Genomic DNA, 17,043 nt, shown 5'->3' with positions numbered 1-17,043 from the left:
CCGCATGAACGCGCCGATTGCCCACAAAGCCGATTTTGCCACGTGGAAAGGGCGGATCGAGGACGACGCGCTGCTGCGCGGCAGCGGCCGCTTCGGCGACGACGGCAAACCGGCCGGCGCCCTCGGCGCCGCCTTCGTGCGCTCGCCGCATGCCTTCGCCCGCATCCTGCGCGTCGACACCACGGCGGCGAAGGCCTCGCGCGACGTCGTCGCCGTGTTCACCGCGGCCGATCTTGCCGCCAACCACTATCACTCCGTGTCGCACGGCCATCCGATTCCCGGCCGCGGCGGCAAGCTGCCGTATTCGCCGCACCGGCCGGTGCTTGCCGAGACGCGCGTGCTGCATGTCGGCGATCCGGTGGCGCTCGTCATCGCGACGACGGCTGCGCTGGCGCAGGACGCGGCCGAGAAGGTCGCGGTCGACTACGAGCCGCTGACCCCGGTCACCGACGTGCGCGCGGCGGCTGCGGCGGGCGCGCCGCAATTGTGGGACGAGGCGCCGGGCAATATCGGCTTCGACTGGACCGCGCCGGCCGACCCCGATGGCAAGAAGAACGCGGCGCTGGAGAAGGCTTTCACCGAGGCGGCGCATGTCGCCCGCGTCGAGCTCGTCAACCAGCGGCTCGTCGCCGCGTCGCTCGAGCCGCGCACCGCCACCGCCAGCTATGACGGCGAGGCCAAGCAATACGTGCTCCGCTGCGGTTCGCAGGGCGTCGCCGGCATCCGCATGGGCATGGCGGAGGTGATGGGCATCAAGCCGGACGAACTGCGGGTGCTCACCGACGACGTCGGCGGCGGCTTCGGCATGAAGGCGTCGACCTATCCCGAATACGCGGCGCTGTTGCATGCGGCGCGCGCGCTCGGCAAGACCGTGCACTGGGTGTCGACGCGGTCGGAAGCGTTCGTCTCCGACAATCAGGGCCGCGACTCGTTCTGGACCGTCGAGTTGGCGCTCAACAGCCGCGGCCGCTTCCTGGCGCTGCGCGTCAACGGCATCGGCAATCTCGGCGCCTATTTCACCGGCGTCGCGCATTTTGTCTTCACGACCCACGTCTCCGGTTGCCTGCCGACTGTCTACGACATCCCGCTGGCGCAGGTGAATTCGCGCTGCGTCTTCACCAACACCGTGCCGACCGGCCCCTATCGCGGCGCCGGCCGTCCCGAGGCGAGCTACATGCTCGAGCGCGTCATCGATGCCGCCGCCGACCTGACCGGCATCGACGCGGCGGAATTGCGCCGGCGCAACCTCATCGCGGCGGCGAAGATCCCTTACGTCACGCCCTTCGGCAGCACTTACGACAGCGGCGACTTCCCGGCGATGTTCGATCGCGCGGTGACGCTCGCCGACTATGCCGGCTTCCGCGAGCGCAAGAAGGCGGCGAAGAAGCGCGGCAAGCTGCGCGGCATCGGCATCGGCTGCTATCTCGAGATCGCCGGCGCGTTTCCCGAGGAAGCGGCGCGCATCACGTTTCCCGGCGGCGGCAAGGTCAGCGTCAGCATCGGCGCCGGCGCCAGCGGGCAGGCGCATCGCACGGTGTTCGGCGCGGTCGCCGCGCATCGTCTCGGCATCGCGGCGAGCGCGGTCGATGTCACGTCAGGCGATTCGGCGCGCGACGTGCCCGGCTTCGGCGCGGTCGCCTCGCGTTCGGCGACGATGGTCGGCGGCGCCATCGCCAACACCGTCGACGCGGTCATCGCCAAGGGCAAGCGCGTCGCCGCCATGCTGCTGCAAGCGGCGGAAGGCGACGTCGCCTATGCCGGCGGCAAGTTCAGCGTGAACAATCGCGAGCTGTCGCTGTTCGAGGTGGCCGAGCGCGCCGCCGAGCTGGCGAAGCAGGGCGTCATTCCGGAAAGCCTCGACACCAAGGGCGGCGCCAAGCTGCCGCCGACGTTCCCCAATGGCTGCCACATCGCCGAGGTCGAGATCGATCCGGACTCCGGCGCGTTCGAGATCGTCAACTACACGGCGGTCGGCGATTCCGGCACCGTGCTCGACGACATCATCGTCGAAGGGCAGGTGCACGGCGGCGTGGCGCAGGGGCTCGGCCAGGCGATGGGTGAATCGACGATCTACGACGATGCCAGCGGCCAGCTCGTGTCCGGCTCGTTCATGGACTACGCGATGCCGCGCGCCGACACCGTGCCGCCGATGACGGTCGAGCATTTCGCCGTCGCCTGCCGCACCAATCCGCTCGGCGTGAAGGGCACCGGCGAGGCTGGCACGACGGCCGCACCGCCGGCGCTGATCAATGCGCTCGTCGATGCGCTGCCGGCCGGCGCCGCGCTCGACATGCCGGCGACGCCGGAACGCATCTGGAAGGCGCTGCAGCAGAGATAGACGTAAAAAAAACGCCCTCTCCCCGGCGGGGAGAGGGCGCCGCGATATCCGGTCAGTGGGTCTCGATCTTCACCGCTTCGGTGATGGTCTTCCAGTGTGCGATCTCGCCGGCGAGCCAGACCTTGGCATCGGCGAGCGACTTGTTTGGCGTGATCTCGAAGTTCTGCTTGAGCAGCTTCGCCTGCACCTCCGGCGAGTTGAGCGCCTTGACCGCCAGATCGTGGACCTTCTGCAGCACCGGCTGCGGCGTGTCGGCCGGAGCGAACATGCCGTTCCAGGCGACGGTGCCGACACCCTTGTAGCCGAGCTCGGCCATCGTCGGGACGTCCGGATAATCCTTCAGCCGCTTGTCGTTGACCATGGCGATCGGCCGAAGCTTGCCGGCGCGCACCTGGCCCGCCGAGCTGGCGACGTTGAGGAACGCCGCCTGGGTGTCGCCGCGCAGCAGATCCTGGATCACGCCGGAAGCGCCGTTCTTGTTCGGCAGCGCGACCATGTCGAGGCCGCCCGCTTTCTTGTCGAAATAGGCCATGTCGTAGTGCGGATAGGAGCCGACGCCAACCGTGCCGTAGCGCACCTTGCCCGGGTTCTTCTTGGAGTAGTCGATCAGCTCCTTCAGGCTCTTCACCGGGAAGTCGTTGGCGGTGGTGACCAGCAGGAAGGCCGGGATGCCGATGAGATTGGTGACGGCGGCAACTTTCTTGCTGTAGTCGAAGCTCAACTTGTCCTTGTAGATCACCGGCGTGATGGCGTTGGTCGAGACGTTGCCGACCATCAGCGTGTAGCCGTCGGGTGTCGACTTCACCATCTCGTCGATAGCGATCATGCCGAAGGCGCCCGGCTTGTTGAGCACGATCACCGGCTGATGCGCGAGCTTCTGCATCTCGTCGGCGACGATGCGCGCGACGATGTCCGTGGCGCCGCCGGGCGCATAGGGCACGACGATGCGGATCGTGCGGCTCGGGTAATTATCCTGCGCCATGGCCGCCGGCGCCGCCACGGCGACGAACAGAGCGGACACGAGCAGGCTGAACAGACGCTTCATCTTGTTTCCTCCGCGGATGTTTATGGTTTGGTGTCCGGAGGTCTGCGCCCCCGTTGTTTCAAAAATCAGCCGGCCTTGATGCCGTGCAGGCTATGCGATGCGTCCTTCACCGTGAAGAAGACGACGTCGGATGCCGCCGTGGCGCCGCCGGAATGGATCGTGTTGGCCGGGATGTAGACGCAGGCGCCGGGGCCGGCCTCGACGTCCTTGCCGCCGATCACCGCCTTGAAGGTGCCCTCGAGGATGTAGATCCACTGCTCGTTGGGATGCGAATGCGGCTCCGCGCCGGTGCCCGCCGGCATGCGCATCAGCGCGACGATCATGCGGTCGCCTTCGACGCAGGGGCCGTGCGCGGTCGAATAGGCCGGGCCGCCCATGATCTTGGACACGGTGCCGAAGTCGAACACGTATTCGCCGGGCGCGGCGCGGGTGGCGCCGGGCGTGCGCGCCGCCGGTGCGCTGGTCATGCAGGTTTCTCCCTCAGGCGTCTTTTTCTTGGGCGCGGATGGTAATTGAGCGCCGGCGTGGGCGCTATCCCTCCCGCGCCGGCTTTCGTACCGGATGGCGGGTGGTGGAAAGGGCCGGCAATCAACCCCGGCGGCGGCCATTTCCGGTCCGTTCACCACCGTTCGGCCATGGTCCTGCGGCGATGTGCGCCGCACTTCGATTCATGGGGTTCCCTGACATGCGCCTTGTCCGCCTGCTGACGCCGGTGCTCGCGTTTCTTGCGCTCGGCGCCTGTGCGCTGTCCGACAATTATGTGCCCAAGGCGGAGCCGAGCTTCTACCGGAACCTGGCGCAGCCCGGCGCCGAGCTCGACGCCGCGGCGGCGGCCTCGATGATCAGCGGCTATCGCAGCAACAACGGCCTGCCGGCGGTCACGCTCGATCCGGAGCTGATGCGGCTGGCGCAGGCGCAGGCCGACCTGATGGCCCGGCGCGACAGGCTCGACCACAGCCTCGGCAAGCCGTTCGTCGTGCGCATCAGGCAGGCGGGCTACGACGCCAAGGTGGCGGCGGAGAATATCGGCGCCGGCTATCACACTTTGGCGGAGGCGTTCTCCGGCTGGCGCGATTCGCCGCCGCACCGCGCCAACATGCTGCTCGGCGGCGCGACGCGCATCGGCATCGCCGCGGTCTATACGCCGCGCTCGAAATACAAGGTTTACTGGGCGCTGATCCTGGCGCAGCCGGACGACAAGCGCGGGAGCTAAGCCGCTAGCCCGCCACGATGCGCGGCGGCCAGGGCCGGTCGGGCCGGTAGAACAGCGCCAGCTTCAGGCTCTCGGCGATGCGCGCGGCCTTCTCGTTGAAGGCGGCGGTGATCTGTTCATCGAACATCTCGCGGCAGGTCTCGTCGAACAGCGCCAGCCAGCGGTCGAACAGGCCGATCTCGATGCCCTCGACGCGGGTGTGCACGGCGACCGGGTTGCCCTTGTAGCGGCCGCTCGTCAGCATCACCGACGACCAGAACTTGCGCATCGTCTCCAGATGCGGCCCCCAGTCGGCGACCGCGCGGTCGAATACCGGGCCGAGCGCGGCGTCCGCGCGCACCTTCATGTAGAAGGCATCGACCAGCCGGCCGATCTGCTCTTCGGTCGGCAGCGCGGCAGTCGTCATCGGCGCGCCGGTCACGTCAGCACCACCACCGCCAGCATGCCGAGCACGATCCACACCAGCGAGTTGACCAGCATGCGCACCAGTTCGCGCTTGTCGTCGCTGTCGAGCCCCATCGCCGTGCAGGCGAGATCGCCGGGGAACAGGAACGCGCGGGCAAGCGCGGTTCCGACGGAGATGGACCCGTTCATGCGGTCCTCCATAAAGATGGATACGATGTATATCTTATAGGCCGGTTGCCAAAAAGCAATATCCAGAATACATCTTATTCATCCTCTCGAGCGGAGCCTGCGGCCATGCGCCTCACCGTCTACACCGATTATGCGCTGCGCCTGCTGATGTATGTCGCCCTCAAGGAGGACGGGCTCGCCACCATCGCCGAGGTGGCGGAGCGCTATGACATTTCGCGCAATCACCTGATGAAGGTGGCGCATCAGCTCGGCATCGCCGGTTATCTCGAGACCGTGCGCGGCCGCTCCGGCGGCTTGCGGCTGGCGCGGCCGGCCGCCGACATCAATCTCGGCGACGTGGTGCGGCACACGGAGCAGGACATGGCGCTGGTGCCGTGCATGAGCCCGGTCGACGCCGCCTGCGCCATCCGCCCGTCGTGCCTGCTCAGGCGCGCGCTCGGCCGCGCCACCGCGGCCTTTATGGACGTCCTCGACGAATACTCGCTCGGCGACCTGGTGAAGCCGCGGCATGCGCTGCGCGATCTGCTCGATCTCGGACCACCGCCGCGTCGCCCGGCGCATGCAAGGGCGTAAGCCGATGCAAGCCTCCGACATCGCACGGGCGCTGCTCGATGGAGAAGCCGACGCCATCGTCGGCTGCGACCGCGATGGTGTCATCCGTTTCTGGAACGCGGGCGCCGCGCGCATCTTCGGCTTTGTCGCCGACGAGGCGGTCGGGCGGTCGCTCGATCTGATCATTCCGGAGCGGCTGCGCGCGCGGCACTGGGACGGATGGCGGCACACGATGGAGACCGGCACGAGCCGCTACAGCGGCGGCGACACGTTGTCGGTGCCGGCGCTGCGCAAGGACGGCACGCAGATATCGGTCGAATTCACCATCAGCCCGTTGCACGATACGGCCGGCCGGATCAGCGGCGTCGCCGCCGTCATGCGCGACGTGACGGCGCGCTTCGAGGAATTGAGGGCGCTGCGCAAGCAGGCGCGCGCGGCGTCATCGCAGGGCGGATAGTTTTTCAGCCGCCGGAGTGCAGTTGTTCCGGCTTCTTGCCGCTCTGCATCAGGAAGAGGTGGTGACCGAGCCGCTTCTTGGCCATGCGATAGAGCAGCGCGGATTCGATCACCAGCGCCGCCGAGGTCGCCGCGGCGGCGCCTTCGATGCCGATGTGCGGGATCAGCAGGAAGCACAGGACCAGATTGACCGCGAAGGCGAGGGCGTAGACGCCGGCGCACTGCTTGCGGTCGCCGAGCATGTTCAGGAGCCGTTCCGCCGGGCCGACCGCGGCGCGCGCCAGCATGCCGATGGCGAGGATGAACATCACCCCATAGCCGCTCTCGAAATTGCTGCCGAACAGCGACAGCAACGGCTTGCCGAAGGCGAGGATGACGGCGCAGGCGGCGAGCGACGGCCAGAATGTCCAGCGCGCCGTCTCCGCGAAAAACGACTTCAGTTTCTCCGCATCACCGGCGACGTGATACTTGGTGAACTTGTGCGTGGTCGCGCCGGCAATGGCGAAATAGACGAACGCGACCATCGCCAGCAGCCGCGCACCGGCATAGTAGACCGCGACTTCGTCGGGCGAGCGCAGGTGCTCGAGCGCGAGGATGTCGACATAAGTGAGCAGCAGATAGAAGCTCTCGACGACGAAGATCGGCAGCGATGTCGCAAGCCAGGTCTTGACGTCGTGACGCTTGAGGCCGTCCTCGACCTTCACCTTGAGGCGCCGGTCGAGCACCTGCGACTGCGCCAGCGTGACGAGCCAGGTGGTGGCGACGGCGGCGAGCATGGCGGTGACGGCGCTCGTCGGCGCGCCGAAATACCAGGCGGCGCCCATCAGTGCGACCATGCCGAGCTGCCGCCAGATATAGAACGGCATCAGCGCCAGGTTCGGCCAGTCGTAGCTCTGCGCGATGCCGGCCTGCGTCTGCACCAGGCCATAGACGGGAATGGTGGCGCAGGCGAGATACAGCGGCACGACCTCGGAAGGGTCGAGATGCGGCTGAATGAGCGAGATGACGATGGCGCCGAGCGCGCCGATGGCGGTGGCGATGGCGAAGGCCAGCTTGCGCGAGCCGGAGAGGAAGCCGCGCAACAACTCCGGCGATTTCAGCTCGGTGTATTCCGGAATGAAGCGGCGCGCCGCCGACGACAGGCCGACGTCGGAGAGGGCGCCGATCATCAGCACCCAGGTCCAGACATAGATGAAGAGGCCGTACTGGCGGCTGCCCATCCAGCGCGCGAGCAGCACCTGTGTGCCGAGCGCAAGCAGGGCCGAGAAGGCGCGGACGAGGAACACCTTGCCGGCGACGAGTTGCGCCAGCCGGTTTTCGCTGCGGTCGGTGAGGATGCCTTTGACGCGCGCGAACAGGCGCGCGCGCGGGGTGCCGGGCGCACGGTCGCTGCCGGATTGGGCGGTCTCTTCCGGCGCCGGCGACAGCCGGTGTGCGGACGACGGCAGGGCCATCCGCAAGGCCCTAGCAAGGAATCGTTAAGATTGGCTTGTCCCGTCGGGTCGAGGGGCGGGCACCTCTCCTGTCATCCTGAGGAGCCCGCCTGCGTCGCGTGCAAGCCCGGAAGCGCCCGGTGCATTGAGGCGAAGGCCTATTGCGATGAGGTCAGGTGAGGTCAGCGAAGGGCCAGAAGCTGGACTGGCGCACTGTCGCTAAGGGCTCGGCCGGGCCGCCGTGTCGGTCCGGCAAAGCGCTGCCGCGGTACGCGAAATACGCTGCGCCGAAATGCAAGCAGAGGGGACCGTCAGTAGGCCGTCCGTGGCTCAAGCTCGAATTTCTGCCAGTCCGGCTTTGCGCCCAAAGCCAGAAAACTTTGGATCAGCGCGACGTAGATTTGTGAGCATTCGTTTACAGTTGCTTCGAGATCGGCGCGGTCTTTCGAATCCATGCTGCCGCCATGCGTAGCCCTGCTCCTGAGGGTGTACATATGATTTAGCTTCCCGCGAAGCGCCTGCCGAACCCCGAGAGCGCCGCCGATTATTTGACTGGACCGAACCGCGACCTTCCAGCTCGCGGGAGCATTATCGCCCCTGCCGCCGCCTACGGCGATTTCGAACGCGAGTGCAAGATCGAGCACCCGGTCTACAAATTGATGGCGGCACTTGCTGAGCACGAACCGGTCAATGGAGCGCGCGAGGCCCGACCGCGTGTCGCTAGGAAGCTTGCTGTATGCTTCCCAGTCTTGCTTGATCCTCTGGGCGTCGACTGGCACCGCCGCGTGGATGCGTGGCATGATCTCGGGAAGTATCCACTCCGGCCACTTTTCCCACTCCGAGAACTCAAGCTCGCGGTTCTCGTAATCGACCCAGGTGCACAGCGCCAATGGGTGGCCGGTAGTCGCTGCCTGGATGAAGCTCCAAAATTCCTTAGCGATCATCTGCCGGTCGTAGACCTGTCCGAAGCAATAGCCGTATTCGCCTATGAACGACACGTCGGGGATCGCCAGTTCGAACGCGGCTCCCGGGACGCCGTAATGCGTCGGAGATAGCCACAGGTCTCGTCCCGAGTGATCTTTGGCTCGGTCCAGAATCCGGCTCCTATTGAACGTGTCCGGCAGCGCGTTAAACGGTAGCACGCGCATCTCATCCGATATCTTGACCTCTTCTTTGACGGAGAAGCCCCAGATCGCGACCCGAAGGTGCGCTTCCGCCTTTTGCGTGGTCAGGAGTTGGATGAGCCAGTCGGCTGCAAACGGTAAATCCTCAACCCACTTCGTCCCGTCCCAATGATTTCGCTTGTCAAAAACTCTCGGCGCCAAGAGCGACGACGTTATGATCGGCGCGGAGGAGCCGTTGAACAGGATGTGGCCTGCTACAGCTTGATAGACTTCGCAGCGGTCAATGGCCAAGGCCAGGTCGTCGAGAATGCCCTTCGGGGTCGAGCTCAAGAGCGACGGCGTCGGATGGATTTTCTTGAAAGCGTCGTCTGCGCGTTCGATAGCTGCGACGAGAATTTCACGGTCCTTTTTGTGAGACAAATCGTCCTCCGCTCGTCTCGTCCATGTCCCGCCAAATGCATGATTGTGTAGCATGATTTATAAGGCCGCTCGCTGTCCTTGGAGGCTGTCCAACTATAGCGGTCCATCCCGGAGATTGGCCGAAGTCCGGCTTGGGTCACAAGCGGACCCGGCGCCTTGTGCGTCCCGGCAATTTGCAACGACGGACGGGGCTTGCCATTGTTTGAAACAATTCGTGATATAGGACTGTTGACATTCCTATGTTAATAGACTTATATGCCTGCCATCCCGCCCCGTTACCGAGGGGCGTCTGATCAAGCGTCTCCAGACGCGGGGCGGGATGCGGTGGCCGGGGAATGGGGCGTCGGAGATGCGGCGCAATCAACCCACCCGGCGGCCCAAGCCGCACGGATCCTGGCGCGAGAGCCTCGCGTCGCTGGGGTCCCCGATGGCATATCCGCCGAAGGCCCGTCGGGCGCCGACGGCGGACAGCCAGACCCCCAACGGTGGAGAGTCGATGGGTGATGAGCCGAACCGACGAACGGACCACCACCGGGGACCATGCGGAGCAAGCCTTCAAACACCGCGCGCGGGACGCCTTGGGACTTGGCGGACTTGCGGTTTAACGGACTTCAGCATGCCTCGATGCTGCGAGGCGTCGAGGTCCGTGGGTCCTCAGGGCCCAAGAGCGTCCCGCGCGCCCTCGGTACTTCTCGGGAGCGGCGGACATGGACTGCGCACTGCGGCTCACCCGGGGCCGACCAAAGAATACGGGCGATGAGTCATGTCTGGCGCGAAGCGGGCAAGCCCGCCGCGCGCGTCTGTCAGAGCCCGGCGAGGATGCGCGCCACCGTTTCGCGCTCGGCGGCGGTGAGCGCCGCCTGCGGTGGAACCGGGTCGCCGACGGCATAGCCCTGGACCTGCAGGCCGGCCTTGATGCAGGCGGCCAGATTGAAGCGGGCGAAGGCCTCGTTGATCCGCCACAAGTCGCGCTGCAGCACCATCGCCTCGGGCCAATTCCCGGCGCGACACAGCTCGTAGAGCTTCACGCTCTGCTTCGGCACGACGCAGGCGGGTCCCGCCATCCAGCCGACGCCACCGATCAGCATCACCGCCGCCGGGATATGCGCCGACGCCGAAAATACTTTCATCGACGGCGCGCGATGCATGATCGACAGCAGGCGGCCGGTATTGCTCGAAGCGTCCTTGATGTAGCGGACGCGCGGATGCTCGGCGAGCCGTGCGATCACGTCGAGCGTGAGATCGCTGCGCTGGAAATTGGGATTGGTGTAGAGCACGACCGGGATGTCGACCGCGTCGGCGATCGCGTGGAAATAGTGTTCGATCTGCGCATCCTTGAGCGGGAAGTAAGCCTCGCAGATGGCGAGAATGCCGTCGGCGCCGAGCTTCTGGTAGTTCTGCGCCTGCCGCACCGCATCGGCGGTCGCGGTCGAGGCGACGCCGGCGATCACCGGCACGCGTTTCGCCGCGGCCTCGATGGTGGCGCGCACCACGGTCTCGCGCTGCGTGGCATTGAGATAGGCGAACTCGCCGGTCGAGCCGAGCGGCGTCAGGCCGTGCACGCCGGCCTCGATCAGGTCGGACGCGAGCTTTCCGAGCACGTCGGTCTTGATGCGTCCGCCCGCGTCGATCGGGGAAACGAGATACGGGAAGACGCCGTGGAAGTCGGTGCGGGCGGTCATGCCGCCCTTTTATCCGGAGAACCCACCCTCGTCGAGGAAGGCCTGCTCCTCGGCCGTCGTCGCGCGCCCGAGCACGGCATTGCGATGCGGGAAACGGCCGAAGCGGCGGATGATGTCGTGATGAATCTTCGCCCATTTCAGGCCGTCCGCGTCGCCGGCGGCTGTATAGAGCGCGATGCCGCGGTCCTGGTCGGCCATGTCCTCGGAATGCTCGAACGGCAGATAGAAGAACGTGCGCAAGTTCGCCGGCACCTGCCCGTCGAAGCCGCGCAGCAGCGCCGCCGCGGTGACCGCGCGCGCCTGGGGATCGGTGGCGAAGGCGCGGGCCGAGCCGCGGAACATGTTGCGCGGAAACTGATCGAGCAGGATCAGCAGCGCCAGTGCGCCTTCGGTGCTCTTTTCCCAATCGGTGAGCTGACCGGCCGCGGCTTTCTCGTGCGTGGCCAGGAAACGGCGGCGAATTTCGGCGTCGAAAGCGTCGTCCTTCTTGAACCAGCGATCGGGCCCCGCCTCGGCCCAGAAACGGATCACCTCGGCCGCACTCGCGCGTGGGGTCGCGTCACTCATGTCGGCTCCGCCGGCGTGTCGGTTTCGTCGCGCAGCGCGCGGCGCAGGATCTTGCCGACATTGGTCTTCGGCAACTCGCTGCGGAATTCGATATGGCGCGGCACCTTGTAGCTGGCGAGGCGCGCCTTCATGAAATCGTGCAGCGCGGCGCTGGTCAGGGTCGGGTCTTTCTTGACCGCGAACAGTTTCGGCGTCTCGCCCGAGTGCGGGTCGGGCACGCCGACGACCGCGCATTCCATCAGTCCGCCCTGGCTCATGGCGACGTCCTCGACCTCGTTGGGGAATACCTTGAAGCCGGACACGCTGATCATGTCCTTCTTGCGGTCGACGATGCGCACGCGGCCGGTCTCGTCCATGACGCCGACGTCGCCGGTGCGGAAGAAGCCGTCGGCGGTCATCACCTTCGCCGTCTCGTCCGGGCGCTGCCAGTAGCCGGGCATCACCTGCGGCCCGCGGGCGCAGATTTCGCCTTCTTCGCCGAGCGCCACCTCGTGGCCATGATCGTCGCGGATCGAGATTTCGGTCGAGGGCAGCGGCAAGCCGATGGTGCCGCTCCACTCGTGAATGTCGCCGCGATTGACGGTGAGCACCGGCGAGGTCTCCGACAGCCCGTAGCCTTCGATGATCGGCTTGCCGGTGGCTTTCATCCACGCTTCGGCGACCGTCTTCTGCACGGCCATGCCGCCGGCGACCGCGCATTTCAATTCGCTCCAGTCGAGCGTCTTGAAGTCCGGATGATGCAGCAACGCGTTGTACAGCGTGTTCACCGCCGGGAACGAGTTCACCTTGTAGCGCGCGAGCTCCTTGATCAGGCCGCCGATATCGCGCGGGTTGGGAATGAGGATGCACAAGCCGCCATTGCTGACGGCGAACAGGAAACACGCAGTCAATGCGAAGATGTGATAGAGCGGCAGCGCGGTGACGATCACCATGCGCTCGACCTGCGGCGGCAGGGCCAGCAGCGGCGTCTGCCACGCGTCGATCTGCTGCACGTTGGCGACGAGGTTGCGGTGCAGGAGGACCGCGCCCTTGGCGACGCCGGTGGTGCCGCCGGTGTATTGCAGGAAGGCGATGTCGTCGGGCCCGACCTCGACGCGCGTGAAGCCGGCGCGTCGGCCGGCGGCGAGCGCATCGTTGAAGCGGATGCTGCCCGGGATGTCATAGCGCGGCACCATCTTCTTGACGTGCCGAACCACGCCGTTGACCAGCGCGCCTTTCATCGTGCCGAGCATGTCGCCCATGCTGGCGATGACGACATGCTTCACCGGCGTCTGCGGCAGCGCCTCCTGCAGCACGGAGGCGAAGTTCTCGAGCACGACGATCGCCTCGGCGCCCGAATCCTTGAGCTGGAATTCGAGCTCGCGCGGCTTGTACAGCGGATTGACATTCACCACCGTGCAGCCGGCGCGCAGCGCGCCGGCGATCGCGACCGGATACTGCAGCACGTTCGGCATCATCAGCGCGACCCGCGCGCCGCGTTTGATGCCGCGCGCCTGCAGGAAGGCGGCGAAGCCGCGCGCCGCCTCGTCGATCGCGGCGTAGGTGAGCGCCCTGCCCATGCAAACGCAGGCCTCGCGCGCCGCGAAACGCGCGAAGTTCTCCTCGAACATCGCCACCAGTGAGGTATAGCGGGACGCATCGATGTCGGCGGGAACGCCCGGCGGATAGTGCCGCAGCCAGATCCGATCCATCACGGTTCCCCATCGCGGCACGCCTTGAATCGGCGTCGCCTGAGCGACGGAGCATGAGTCGGATGACGCCTTCATGCAAGGCCGGGGAAAAAGGCTACCGGCCGCCGAACGGCACCAGCGGGTTGTCGGCAAGCGCGGCGCGGTCGGGCCGGTCGGGCGCCACGTGGCCCATGAAGGCGTCGAACAGTTCGCGCACGGTCTGTTCGGACAAATCGCGGGTGATGAACACCAGCCGGGTGCGGTGATCCTCGTCCGGCCAGCGTTCGAGCCGGGCCGTCGGATGGAAGACGTGCTGCACGCCGTGCACGACCACAGGCGTCTCGGGCGTCTCCGCGAGCTTCACGATGCCTTTCAGCCGCAGCAGCTTGCTGCCGTGCGAGGCGCGCAGCAGCTCGAGAAACATCTCCAGCGTGCCGGCGGGCACGGGCTGATCGGTGGCGATGACGAAGGAGCGGATGCGGTCGTCGTGCCGGTTGCGGTCGAGCGATGCGTGATCGTGGTCGTGATGGTGGCCGTGCTCATGCGCATGACCATGCTGGTGCGCGTGGCCGTGCGCATCGGCATAGGCTTCCGCTGCCAGCCAGCGCTTCACGTCCGGGATCTTGCGCTCCGGATCGTAGAGGCCGGCATTGAGCAGGCGATCCGCCGTGGCCTCACCGTTTGCGGCGTCGAGCACAGGCGCGGCGGGATTGAGGGTGTGCAGGCGGGCGAGAATGCCGTCGCGTTGGGCAGCGGTGGCGATATCGGTCTTCGTCAGCACGATGCGGTCGGCGACGGCGGCCTGCTTCACCGCCTCCTCGTGCGCGTCGAGCGTCGCCTGGCCGTTGACCGCGTCGACCACCGTGACCACGCCGTTGAGCCGGTAGCGCAGCAGGAGGTAAGGGTGCGACATCATCGTGTGCAGCACCGGCGCCGGATCGGCGAGCCCGGTGGTCTCCAGCAGCACGCGCTTGAACGTGACGCGGCCGTTGTCGAGATCGCGCAGCAGCTTCTCCAGCGCATCGACGAGATCGCCGCGCATGGTGCAGCACAGGCAGCCCGACTGCAGCAGCACCATGTTGTCGCCGATATAGTCGACCAGCAGGTGATCGAGCGACACTTCGCCGAATTCGTTGATGACGACCGCGGTGTCGGCGAGCGCCGGGTCCTTGAGCAGGCGGTTGAGCAGGGTCGTCTTGCCGGCGCCGAGGAAGCCGGTGAGCACGGTGAGCGGGATTGGCTCCGGCGGCGTGCGCCGGGATGCGCGCGCGTCGTCCCCGGCGGTCATTGCGGCGTCGGGGCGCTCTTCGCCTTGGCCTTCTTCTTCGCCGCGACCTTGCCGGGATGGGCGGGCTTCGCCTTCGGCTTCTCGTGCGCCTTGGCGCTCTCGGCGGACTGGGTTTCCGCCTTCGCCGTCTTGGCGTGCTTGACGCGATGCTTCTTCTTCGCGGCGGCGGTCGCGACCGGCGCGGCATCGGGATGATCGGCCGGGCCGGTGAAGACGACGACCGGCGGCTCGGTATCGACCGGCGGGCCGAGCACGAACTTGGTCGACGGCTTCAGGTTCGACAGCATGAAGGCCTGGCCATTGCCGTTGGCGGCATCGCCGGTCGCCGGCGCCTCGTCGGCCTCGTCATTGTCTTCCGACGGCGGCTTGCGGCGATGGCCGCCGCACATCTCGTCATGAAGGTTCGCAGGTTGCGCGTCGATCGGCGCCAGTTCGTTGACGGTTCCGAGCGATGGCGTCAGCCAGGACAACTGCGCGCTGTTGAAGCCGCGCTCGAGCAATTCGGCGGCCTGCTGCGTGCGCGCTGCACCGGACCATGAGCCGAGGATGATCGCGATCAGCCGGTGACCGTTGCGCGTCGCGGTCGCCACCAGATTGTAGCCGGAGGCGCAGATGAATCCGGTCTTCATGCCGTCGGCGCCGGGATAGCGGTCGAGCAGCTTGTTGTAATTGTGGATGACGCGATTGCCGTAGCGGATCGAATGGATATGCCAATAGTAGTCGTACTGGGGGAATTCGGTGATCAGCGCCCGCGCGAGGATGCCAAGATCGCGCGCCGAGGTGTAGTGGTTCTCCGCCGGCAGGCCGTTCGGATTGACGAAGTGCGACTCGGTCATGCCGAGCTTTGTTGCATTGGCGTTCATCAGGTCGGCAAAGTGCTCGATCGAGCCGCCGACGCCCTGCGCGATAGCGACCGCCATGTCGTTCGCCGACTTCACCATCAGCATCTTGATGGCGTTATCGATGGTGACGGTGGTGCCGACCTTGAAGCCCATCTTGGTCGGCTGCTGCGCGGCCGCTTCCGGTGACACCGTGAGCAGCGTGTTGAACGTGACGTGCCCGGCCTTGATCTCGCTCAAGGTCGTGTAGAGGGTCATCAGTTTGGTGAGCGAGGCCGGATACCAGGGATAGGCGGCGTTGTCGGCGTAGAGCACCTTGCCGCTCGCCGCGTCGATCAGCAGTTTCGCCTCGGCGTGCGCGCGGGGTATCGCGACGAAAGCAGCAAGCGCGAACGCGGCGCAGGCGAGGAGCGGTAAGCGGAAGCGTCGGAACAACAAAGGGCTCATCCTTGGCGGTGCGGCCCGGACCGCAAGCATCCGAAACGGGTGAGTTTCACAGGCGATGGTGCTAGGGTAGATGACCTTGGGACGCGAGGCAAAGCGGGTCATTCCCTGATTGCATATATAGTGAGCGGCGACCATCCCGCGTTAATTCGGCCAAAGTTCGGCAAGGAGCAGCAGGTATGACCGCGGCAATCGTCGGATGGGCGCATACCCGGTTCGGTAGGCTGGCTGACGAAACCGTCGAAAGCCTCATCGTGCGCGTCGCAACCGACGCCCTTGCGGATGCCGGCATCGCCGCCGCCGACGTCGACGAGATCGTGCTCGGGCATTTCAACGCCGGCTTCTCACCGCAGGATTTTACCGCCTCCCTCGTGCTGCAGGCGTCCCCCGACCTGCGTTTCAAGCGCGCGGTCCGGGTCGAGAACGCCTGCGCCACCGGATCGGCCGCGGTGCATCAGGGATTGACCGCGATCAAGGCCGGGTCGGCGCGCATCGTACTCGCCGTCGGTGTGGAACAGATGACAACGACGCCCGGCCCCGAGGTCGGACGCAATCTCCTGAAGGCGTCCTATGTGCGCGAGGAGGCCGACATCGAGGGTGGCTTCGCCGGCATCTTCGGCAAGATCGCCGGGCTCTATTTCCAGAAGTGGGGCGACCAGTCGGATGCGCTGGCGATGATCGCCGCCAAGAACCACAAGAACGGCGTCGGCAATCCCTATGCCCAGATGCGCAAGGACCTCGGCTTCGATTTCTGCCGTACGGAAAGCGAGAAGAACCCCTTCGTCGCCGGTCCTCTCAAGCGCACCGATTGCTCGCTCGTCTCCGACGGCGCCGCCGCGGTCGTGCTGGCCGATGTCGAGACGGCGCTGCGTCTGAAGAAGGCGATAGCCTTCCGCGCGGCCGAGCACGTGCAGGATTTCCTGCCGATGTCCAGGCGCGACATTCTCAAATTCGAGGGCTGCGCCGTCGCCTGGCAGCGGGCGCTGGCGACGGCTGGCTTGACGATCGGCAATCTTTCGTTCGTCGAGACGCACGACTGCTTCACTATCGCCGAACTGATCGAATACGAGGCCATGGGCCTGACCAAAGAAGGCCAGGGCGCGGTCGCGATCAAGGAAGGCTGGACGCAGAAGGACGGCAAGCTGCCGGTCAACCCCTCCGGCGGCCTGAAGGCCAAGGGTCATCCCATTGGCGCGACCGGCGTATCGATGCACGCCCTCACCGCAATGCAGCTGATGGGAGAGGCGGGCGAACTGCAAGTGCGCAACGCCACCCTCGGGGGAATTTTCAATATGGGTGGAACGTCGGTGGCTAACTACGTCAGCATTCTCGAGCGGATCAAATAGCCCCATTCGCGGGCTATCTGGCGGCGGACATG

At 66.2% G+C, this 17,043-nt stretch carries 16 protein-coding genes; 5 read left to right on the top strand and 11 right to left on the bottom strand.

Translation table 11 applies throughout. From position 1 onward, the window contains the following. The first annotated feature begins 4 nt into the window (after nucleotides 1-4). Nucleotides 5-2,338: a xanthine dehydrogenase family protein molybdopterin-binding subunit gene (locus VGV41_RS13575; protein ID WP_326864371.1), complete on the top strand. Its 2,334-nt coding sequence runs from the start codon at nucleotides 5-7 to the stop codon at nucleotides 2,336-2,338. A 52-nt stretch (nucleotides 2,339-2,390) separates the two neighbouring features. On the opposite strand, the gene VGV41_RS13570 is transcribed toward VGV41_RS13575, so the two are convergent. Beyond that, nucleotides 2,391-3,383: a tripartite tricarboxylate transporter substrate binding protein gene (locus tag VGV41_RS13570; protein ID WP_326864370.1), complete on the bottom strand. Its 993-nt coding sequence runs from the start codon at nucleotides 3,381-3,383 to the stop codon at nucleotides 2,391-2,393. A 65-nt stretch (nucleotides 3,384-3,448) separates the two neighbouring features. Beyond that, nucleotides 3,449-3,850, bottom strand: coding sequence for a cupin domain-containing protein (locus tag VGV41_RS13565; RefSeq protein WP_326864369.1), 402 nt, complete (start codon nucleotides 3,848-3,850; stop codon nucleotides 3,449-3,451). Nucleotides 3,851-4,068: 218 nt separating this feature from the next. On the opposite strand from VGV41_RS13565, the gene VGV41_RS13560 reads away from it, so the two are divergent. After that, nucleotides 4,069-4,596 carry a CAP domain-containing protein gene (locus VGV41_RS13560; RefSeq protein ID WP_326864368.1) on the top strand — a complete coding sequence of 176 codons (528 nt, stop codon included), beginning with the start codon at nucleotides 4,069-4,071 and terminating at the stop codon, nucleotides 4,594-4,596. 4 nt (nucleotides 4,597-4,600) lie between these two features. On the opposite strand, the gene VGV41_RS13555 is transcribed toward VGV41_RS13560, so the two are convergent. Beyond that, nucleotides 4,601-5,002 (bottom strand): group III truncated hemoglobin, encoded by a 402-nt coding sequence (locus VGV41_RS13555; RefSeq protein ID WP_326864367.1) that lies wholly within the window; start codon nucleotides 5,000-5,002, stop codon nucleotides 4,601-4,603. Between the two features lie 11 nt (nucleotides 5,003-5,013). After that, on the bottom strand, nucleotides 5,014-5,190 hold the full coding sequence (locus tag VGV41_RS13550) for a hypothetical protein (RefSeq protein WP_326864366.1): 177 nt from the start codon (nucleotides 5,188-5,190) through the stop codon (nucleotides 5,014-5,016). A gap of 105 nt (nucleotides 5,191-5,295) precedes the next feature. Between VGV41_RS13550 and VGV41_RS13545 the strand changes: the two genes are divergently transcribed. Continuing rightward, nucleotides 5,296-5,763 carry an Rrf2 family transcriptional regulator gene (locus VGV41_RS13545; RefSeq protein WP_326864365.1) on the top strand — a complete coding sequence of 156 codons (468 nt, stop codon included), beginning with the start codon at nucleotides 5,296-5,298 and terminating at the stop codon, nucleotides 5,761-5,763. 4 nt (nucleotides 5,764-5,767) lie between these two features. Next, nucleotides 5,768-6,199 carry a PAS domain S-box protein gene (locus VGV41_RS13540; protein WP_326864364.1) on the top strand — a complete coding sequence of 144 codons (432 nt, stop codon included), beginning with the start codon at nucleotides 5,768-5,770 and terminating at the stop codon, nucleotides 6,197-6,199. A 4-nt stretch (nucleotides 6,200-6,203) separates the two neighbouring features. Here the strand turns inward: VGV41_RS13540 and VGV41_RS13535 are convergent, their stop codons facing one another. The 7 genes from VGV41_RS13535 to VGV41_RS13505 all read right to left on the bottom strand — a co-directional run bounded on the left by VGV41_RS13535 (nucleotide 6,204) and on the right by VGV41_RS13505 (nucleotide 15,659). Continuing rightward, on the bottom strand, nucleotides 6,204-7,652 hold the full coding sequence (locus VGV41_RS13535) for a lipopolysaccharide biosynthesis protein (protein WP_326864363.1): 1,449 nt from the start codon (nucleotides 7,650-7,652) through the stop codon (nucleotides 6,204-6,206). Between the two features lie 290 nt (nucleotides 7,653-7,942). Further along, entirely contained in the window at nucleotides 7,943-9,175 is a 1,233-nt protein-coding gene (locus VGV41_RS13530) for a hypothetical protein (protein WP_326864362.1), read from the bottom strand. Nucleotides 9,176-9,978: 803 nt separating this feature from the next. Further along, complete coding sequence (locus VGV41_RS13525; protein ID WP_326864361.1) at nucleotides 9,979-10,857, bottom strand: dihydrodipicolinate synthase family protein; 879 nt, start codon at nucleotides 10,855-10,857, stop codon at nucleotides 9,979-9,981. A 9-nt stretch (nucleotides 10,858-10,866) separates the two neighbouring features. Then, nucleotides 10,867-11,424 carry a DUF924 family protein gene (locus VGV41_RS13520; protein ID WP_326864360.1) on the bottom strand — a complete coding sequence of 186 codons (558 nt, stop codon included), beginning with the start codon at nucleotides 11,422-11,424 and terminating at the stop codon, nucleotides 10,867-10,869. Further along, nucleotides 11,421-13,115 carry a long-chain-fatty-acid--CoA ligase gene (locus VGV41_RS13515; protein ID WP_326864359.1) on the bottom strand — a complete coding sequence of 565 codons (1,695 nt, stop codon included), beginning with the start codon at nucleotides 13,113-13,115 and terminating at the stop codon, nucleotides 11,421-11,423. The genes VGV41_RS13520 and VGV41_RS13515 overlap by 4 nt, the downstream gene beginning before the upstream one ends. A gap of 94 nt (nucleotides 13,116-13,209) precedes the next feature. Beyond that, a complete protein-coding gene (locus VGV41_RS13510) occupies nucleotides 13,210-14,382 on the bottom strand; it encodes a GTP-binding protein (protein WP_326864358.1) in 1,173 nt (390 codons plus the stop codon). Next, nucleotides 14,379-15,659 (bottom strand): D-alanyl-D-alanine carboxypeptidase family protein, encoded by a 1,281-nt coding sequence (locus VGV41_RS13505; protein WP_326864357.1) that lies wholly within the window; start codon nucleotides 15,657-15,659, stop codon nucleotides 14,379-14,381. Before VGV41_RS13505 ends, VGV41_RS13510 begins: the two co-directional genes overlap by 4 nt. Nucleotides 15,660-15,844: 185 nt before the next feature. Here VGV41_RS13505 and VGV41_RS13500 point away from each other — a divergent pair, with 185 nt between their 5' ends. After that, nucleotides 15,845-17,011 carry an acetyl-CoA acetyltransferase gene (locus tag VGV41_RS13500; RefSeq protein WP_326864356.1) on the top strand — a complete coding sequence of 389 codons (1,167 nt, stop codon included), beginning with the start codon at nucleotides 15,845-15,847 and terminating at the stop codon, nucleotides 17,009-17,011. The last annotated feature ends 32 nt before the right edge of the window (nucleotides 17,012-17,043 follow it).

Source organism: Pseudolabrys sp., assembly GCF_035943735.1.
Classification (GTDB): domain Bacteria; phylum Pseudomonadota; class Alphaproteobacteria; order Rhizobiales; family Xanthobacteraceae; genus Pseudolabrys.
The sequence above is the reverse complement of the archived record's forward strand: the minus strand, read 5'-3'. Positions and strand labels throughout refer to the sequence as shown.

What these genes read in the sequence shown, in the direction of transcription:
- VGV41_RS13545 (WP_326864365.1), top strand. Translation starts at nt 5,296, where the DNA reads ATGCGCCTCACCGTCTACACCGATTATGCGCTGCGCCTGCTGATGTAT.
- VGV41_RS13500 (WP_326864356.1), top strand. Translation starts at nt 15,845, where the DNA reads ATGACCGCGGCAATCGTCGGATGGGCGCATACCCGGTTCGGTAGGCTG.
- VGV41_RS13525 (WP_326864361.1), bottom strand. Translation starts at nt 10,857, where the DNA reads ATGACCGCCCGCACCGACTTCCACGGCGTCTTCCCGTATCTCGTTTCC.
- VGV41_RS13515 (WP_326864359.1), bottom strand. Translation starts at nt 13,115, where the DNA reads ATGGATCGGATCTGGCTGCGGCACTATCCGCCGGGCGTTCCCGCCGAC.
- VGV41_RS13510 (WP_326864358.1), bottom strand. Translation starts at nt 14,382, where the DNA reads ATGACCGCCGGGGACGACGCGCGCGCATCCCGGCGCACGCCGCCGGAG.
- VGV41_RS13570 (WP_326864370.1), bottom strand. Translation starts at nt 3,383, where the DNA reads ATGAAGCGTCTGTTCAGCCTGCTCGTGTCCGCTCTGTTCGTCGCCGTG.
- VGV41_RS13535 (WP_326864363.1), bottom strand. Translation starts at nt 7,652, where the DNA reads ATGGCCCTGCCGTCGTCCGCACACCGGCTGTCGCCGGCGCCGGAAGAG.
- VGV41_RS13540 (WP_326864364.1), top strand. Translation starts at nt 5,768, where the DNA reads ATGCAAGCCTCCGACATCGCACGGGCGCTGCTCGATGGAGAAGCCGAC.
- VGV41_RS13520 (WP_326864360.1), bottom strand. Translation starts at nt 11,424, where the DNA reads ATGAGTGACGCGACCCCACGCGCGAGTGCGGCCGAGGTGATCCGTTTC.
- VGV41_RS13565 (WP_326864369.1), bottom strand. Translation starts at nt 3,850, where the DNA reads ATGACCAGCGCACCGGCGGCGCGCACGCCCGGCGCCACCCGCGCCGCG.
- VGV41_RS13560 (WP_326864368.1), top strand. Translation starts at nt 4,069, where the DNA reads ATGCGCCTTGTCCGCCTGCTGACGCCGGTGCTCGCGTTTCTTGCGCTC.
- VGV41_RS13550 (WP_326864366.1), bottom strand. Translation starts at nt 5,190, where the DNA reads ATGAACGGGTCCATCTCCGTCGGAACCGCGCTTGCCCGCGCGTTCCTG.
- VGV41_RS13555 (WP_326864367.1), bottom strand. Translation starts at nt 5,002, where the DNA reads ATGACGACTGCCGCGCTGCCGACCGAAGAGCAGATCGGCCGGCTGGTC.
- VGV41_RS13575 (WP_326864371.1), top strand. Translation starts at nt 5, where the DNA reads ATGAACGCGCCGATTGCCCACAAAGCCGATTTTGCCACGTGGAAAGGG.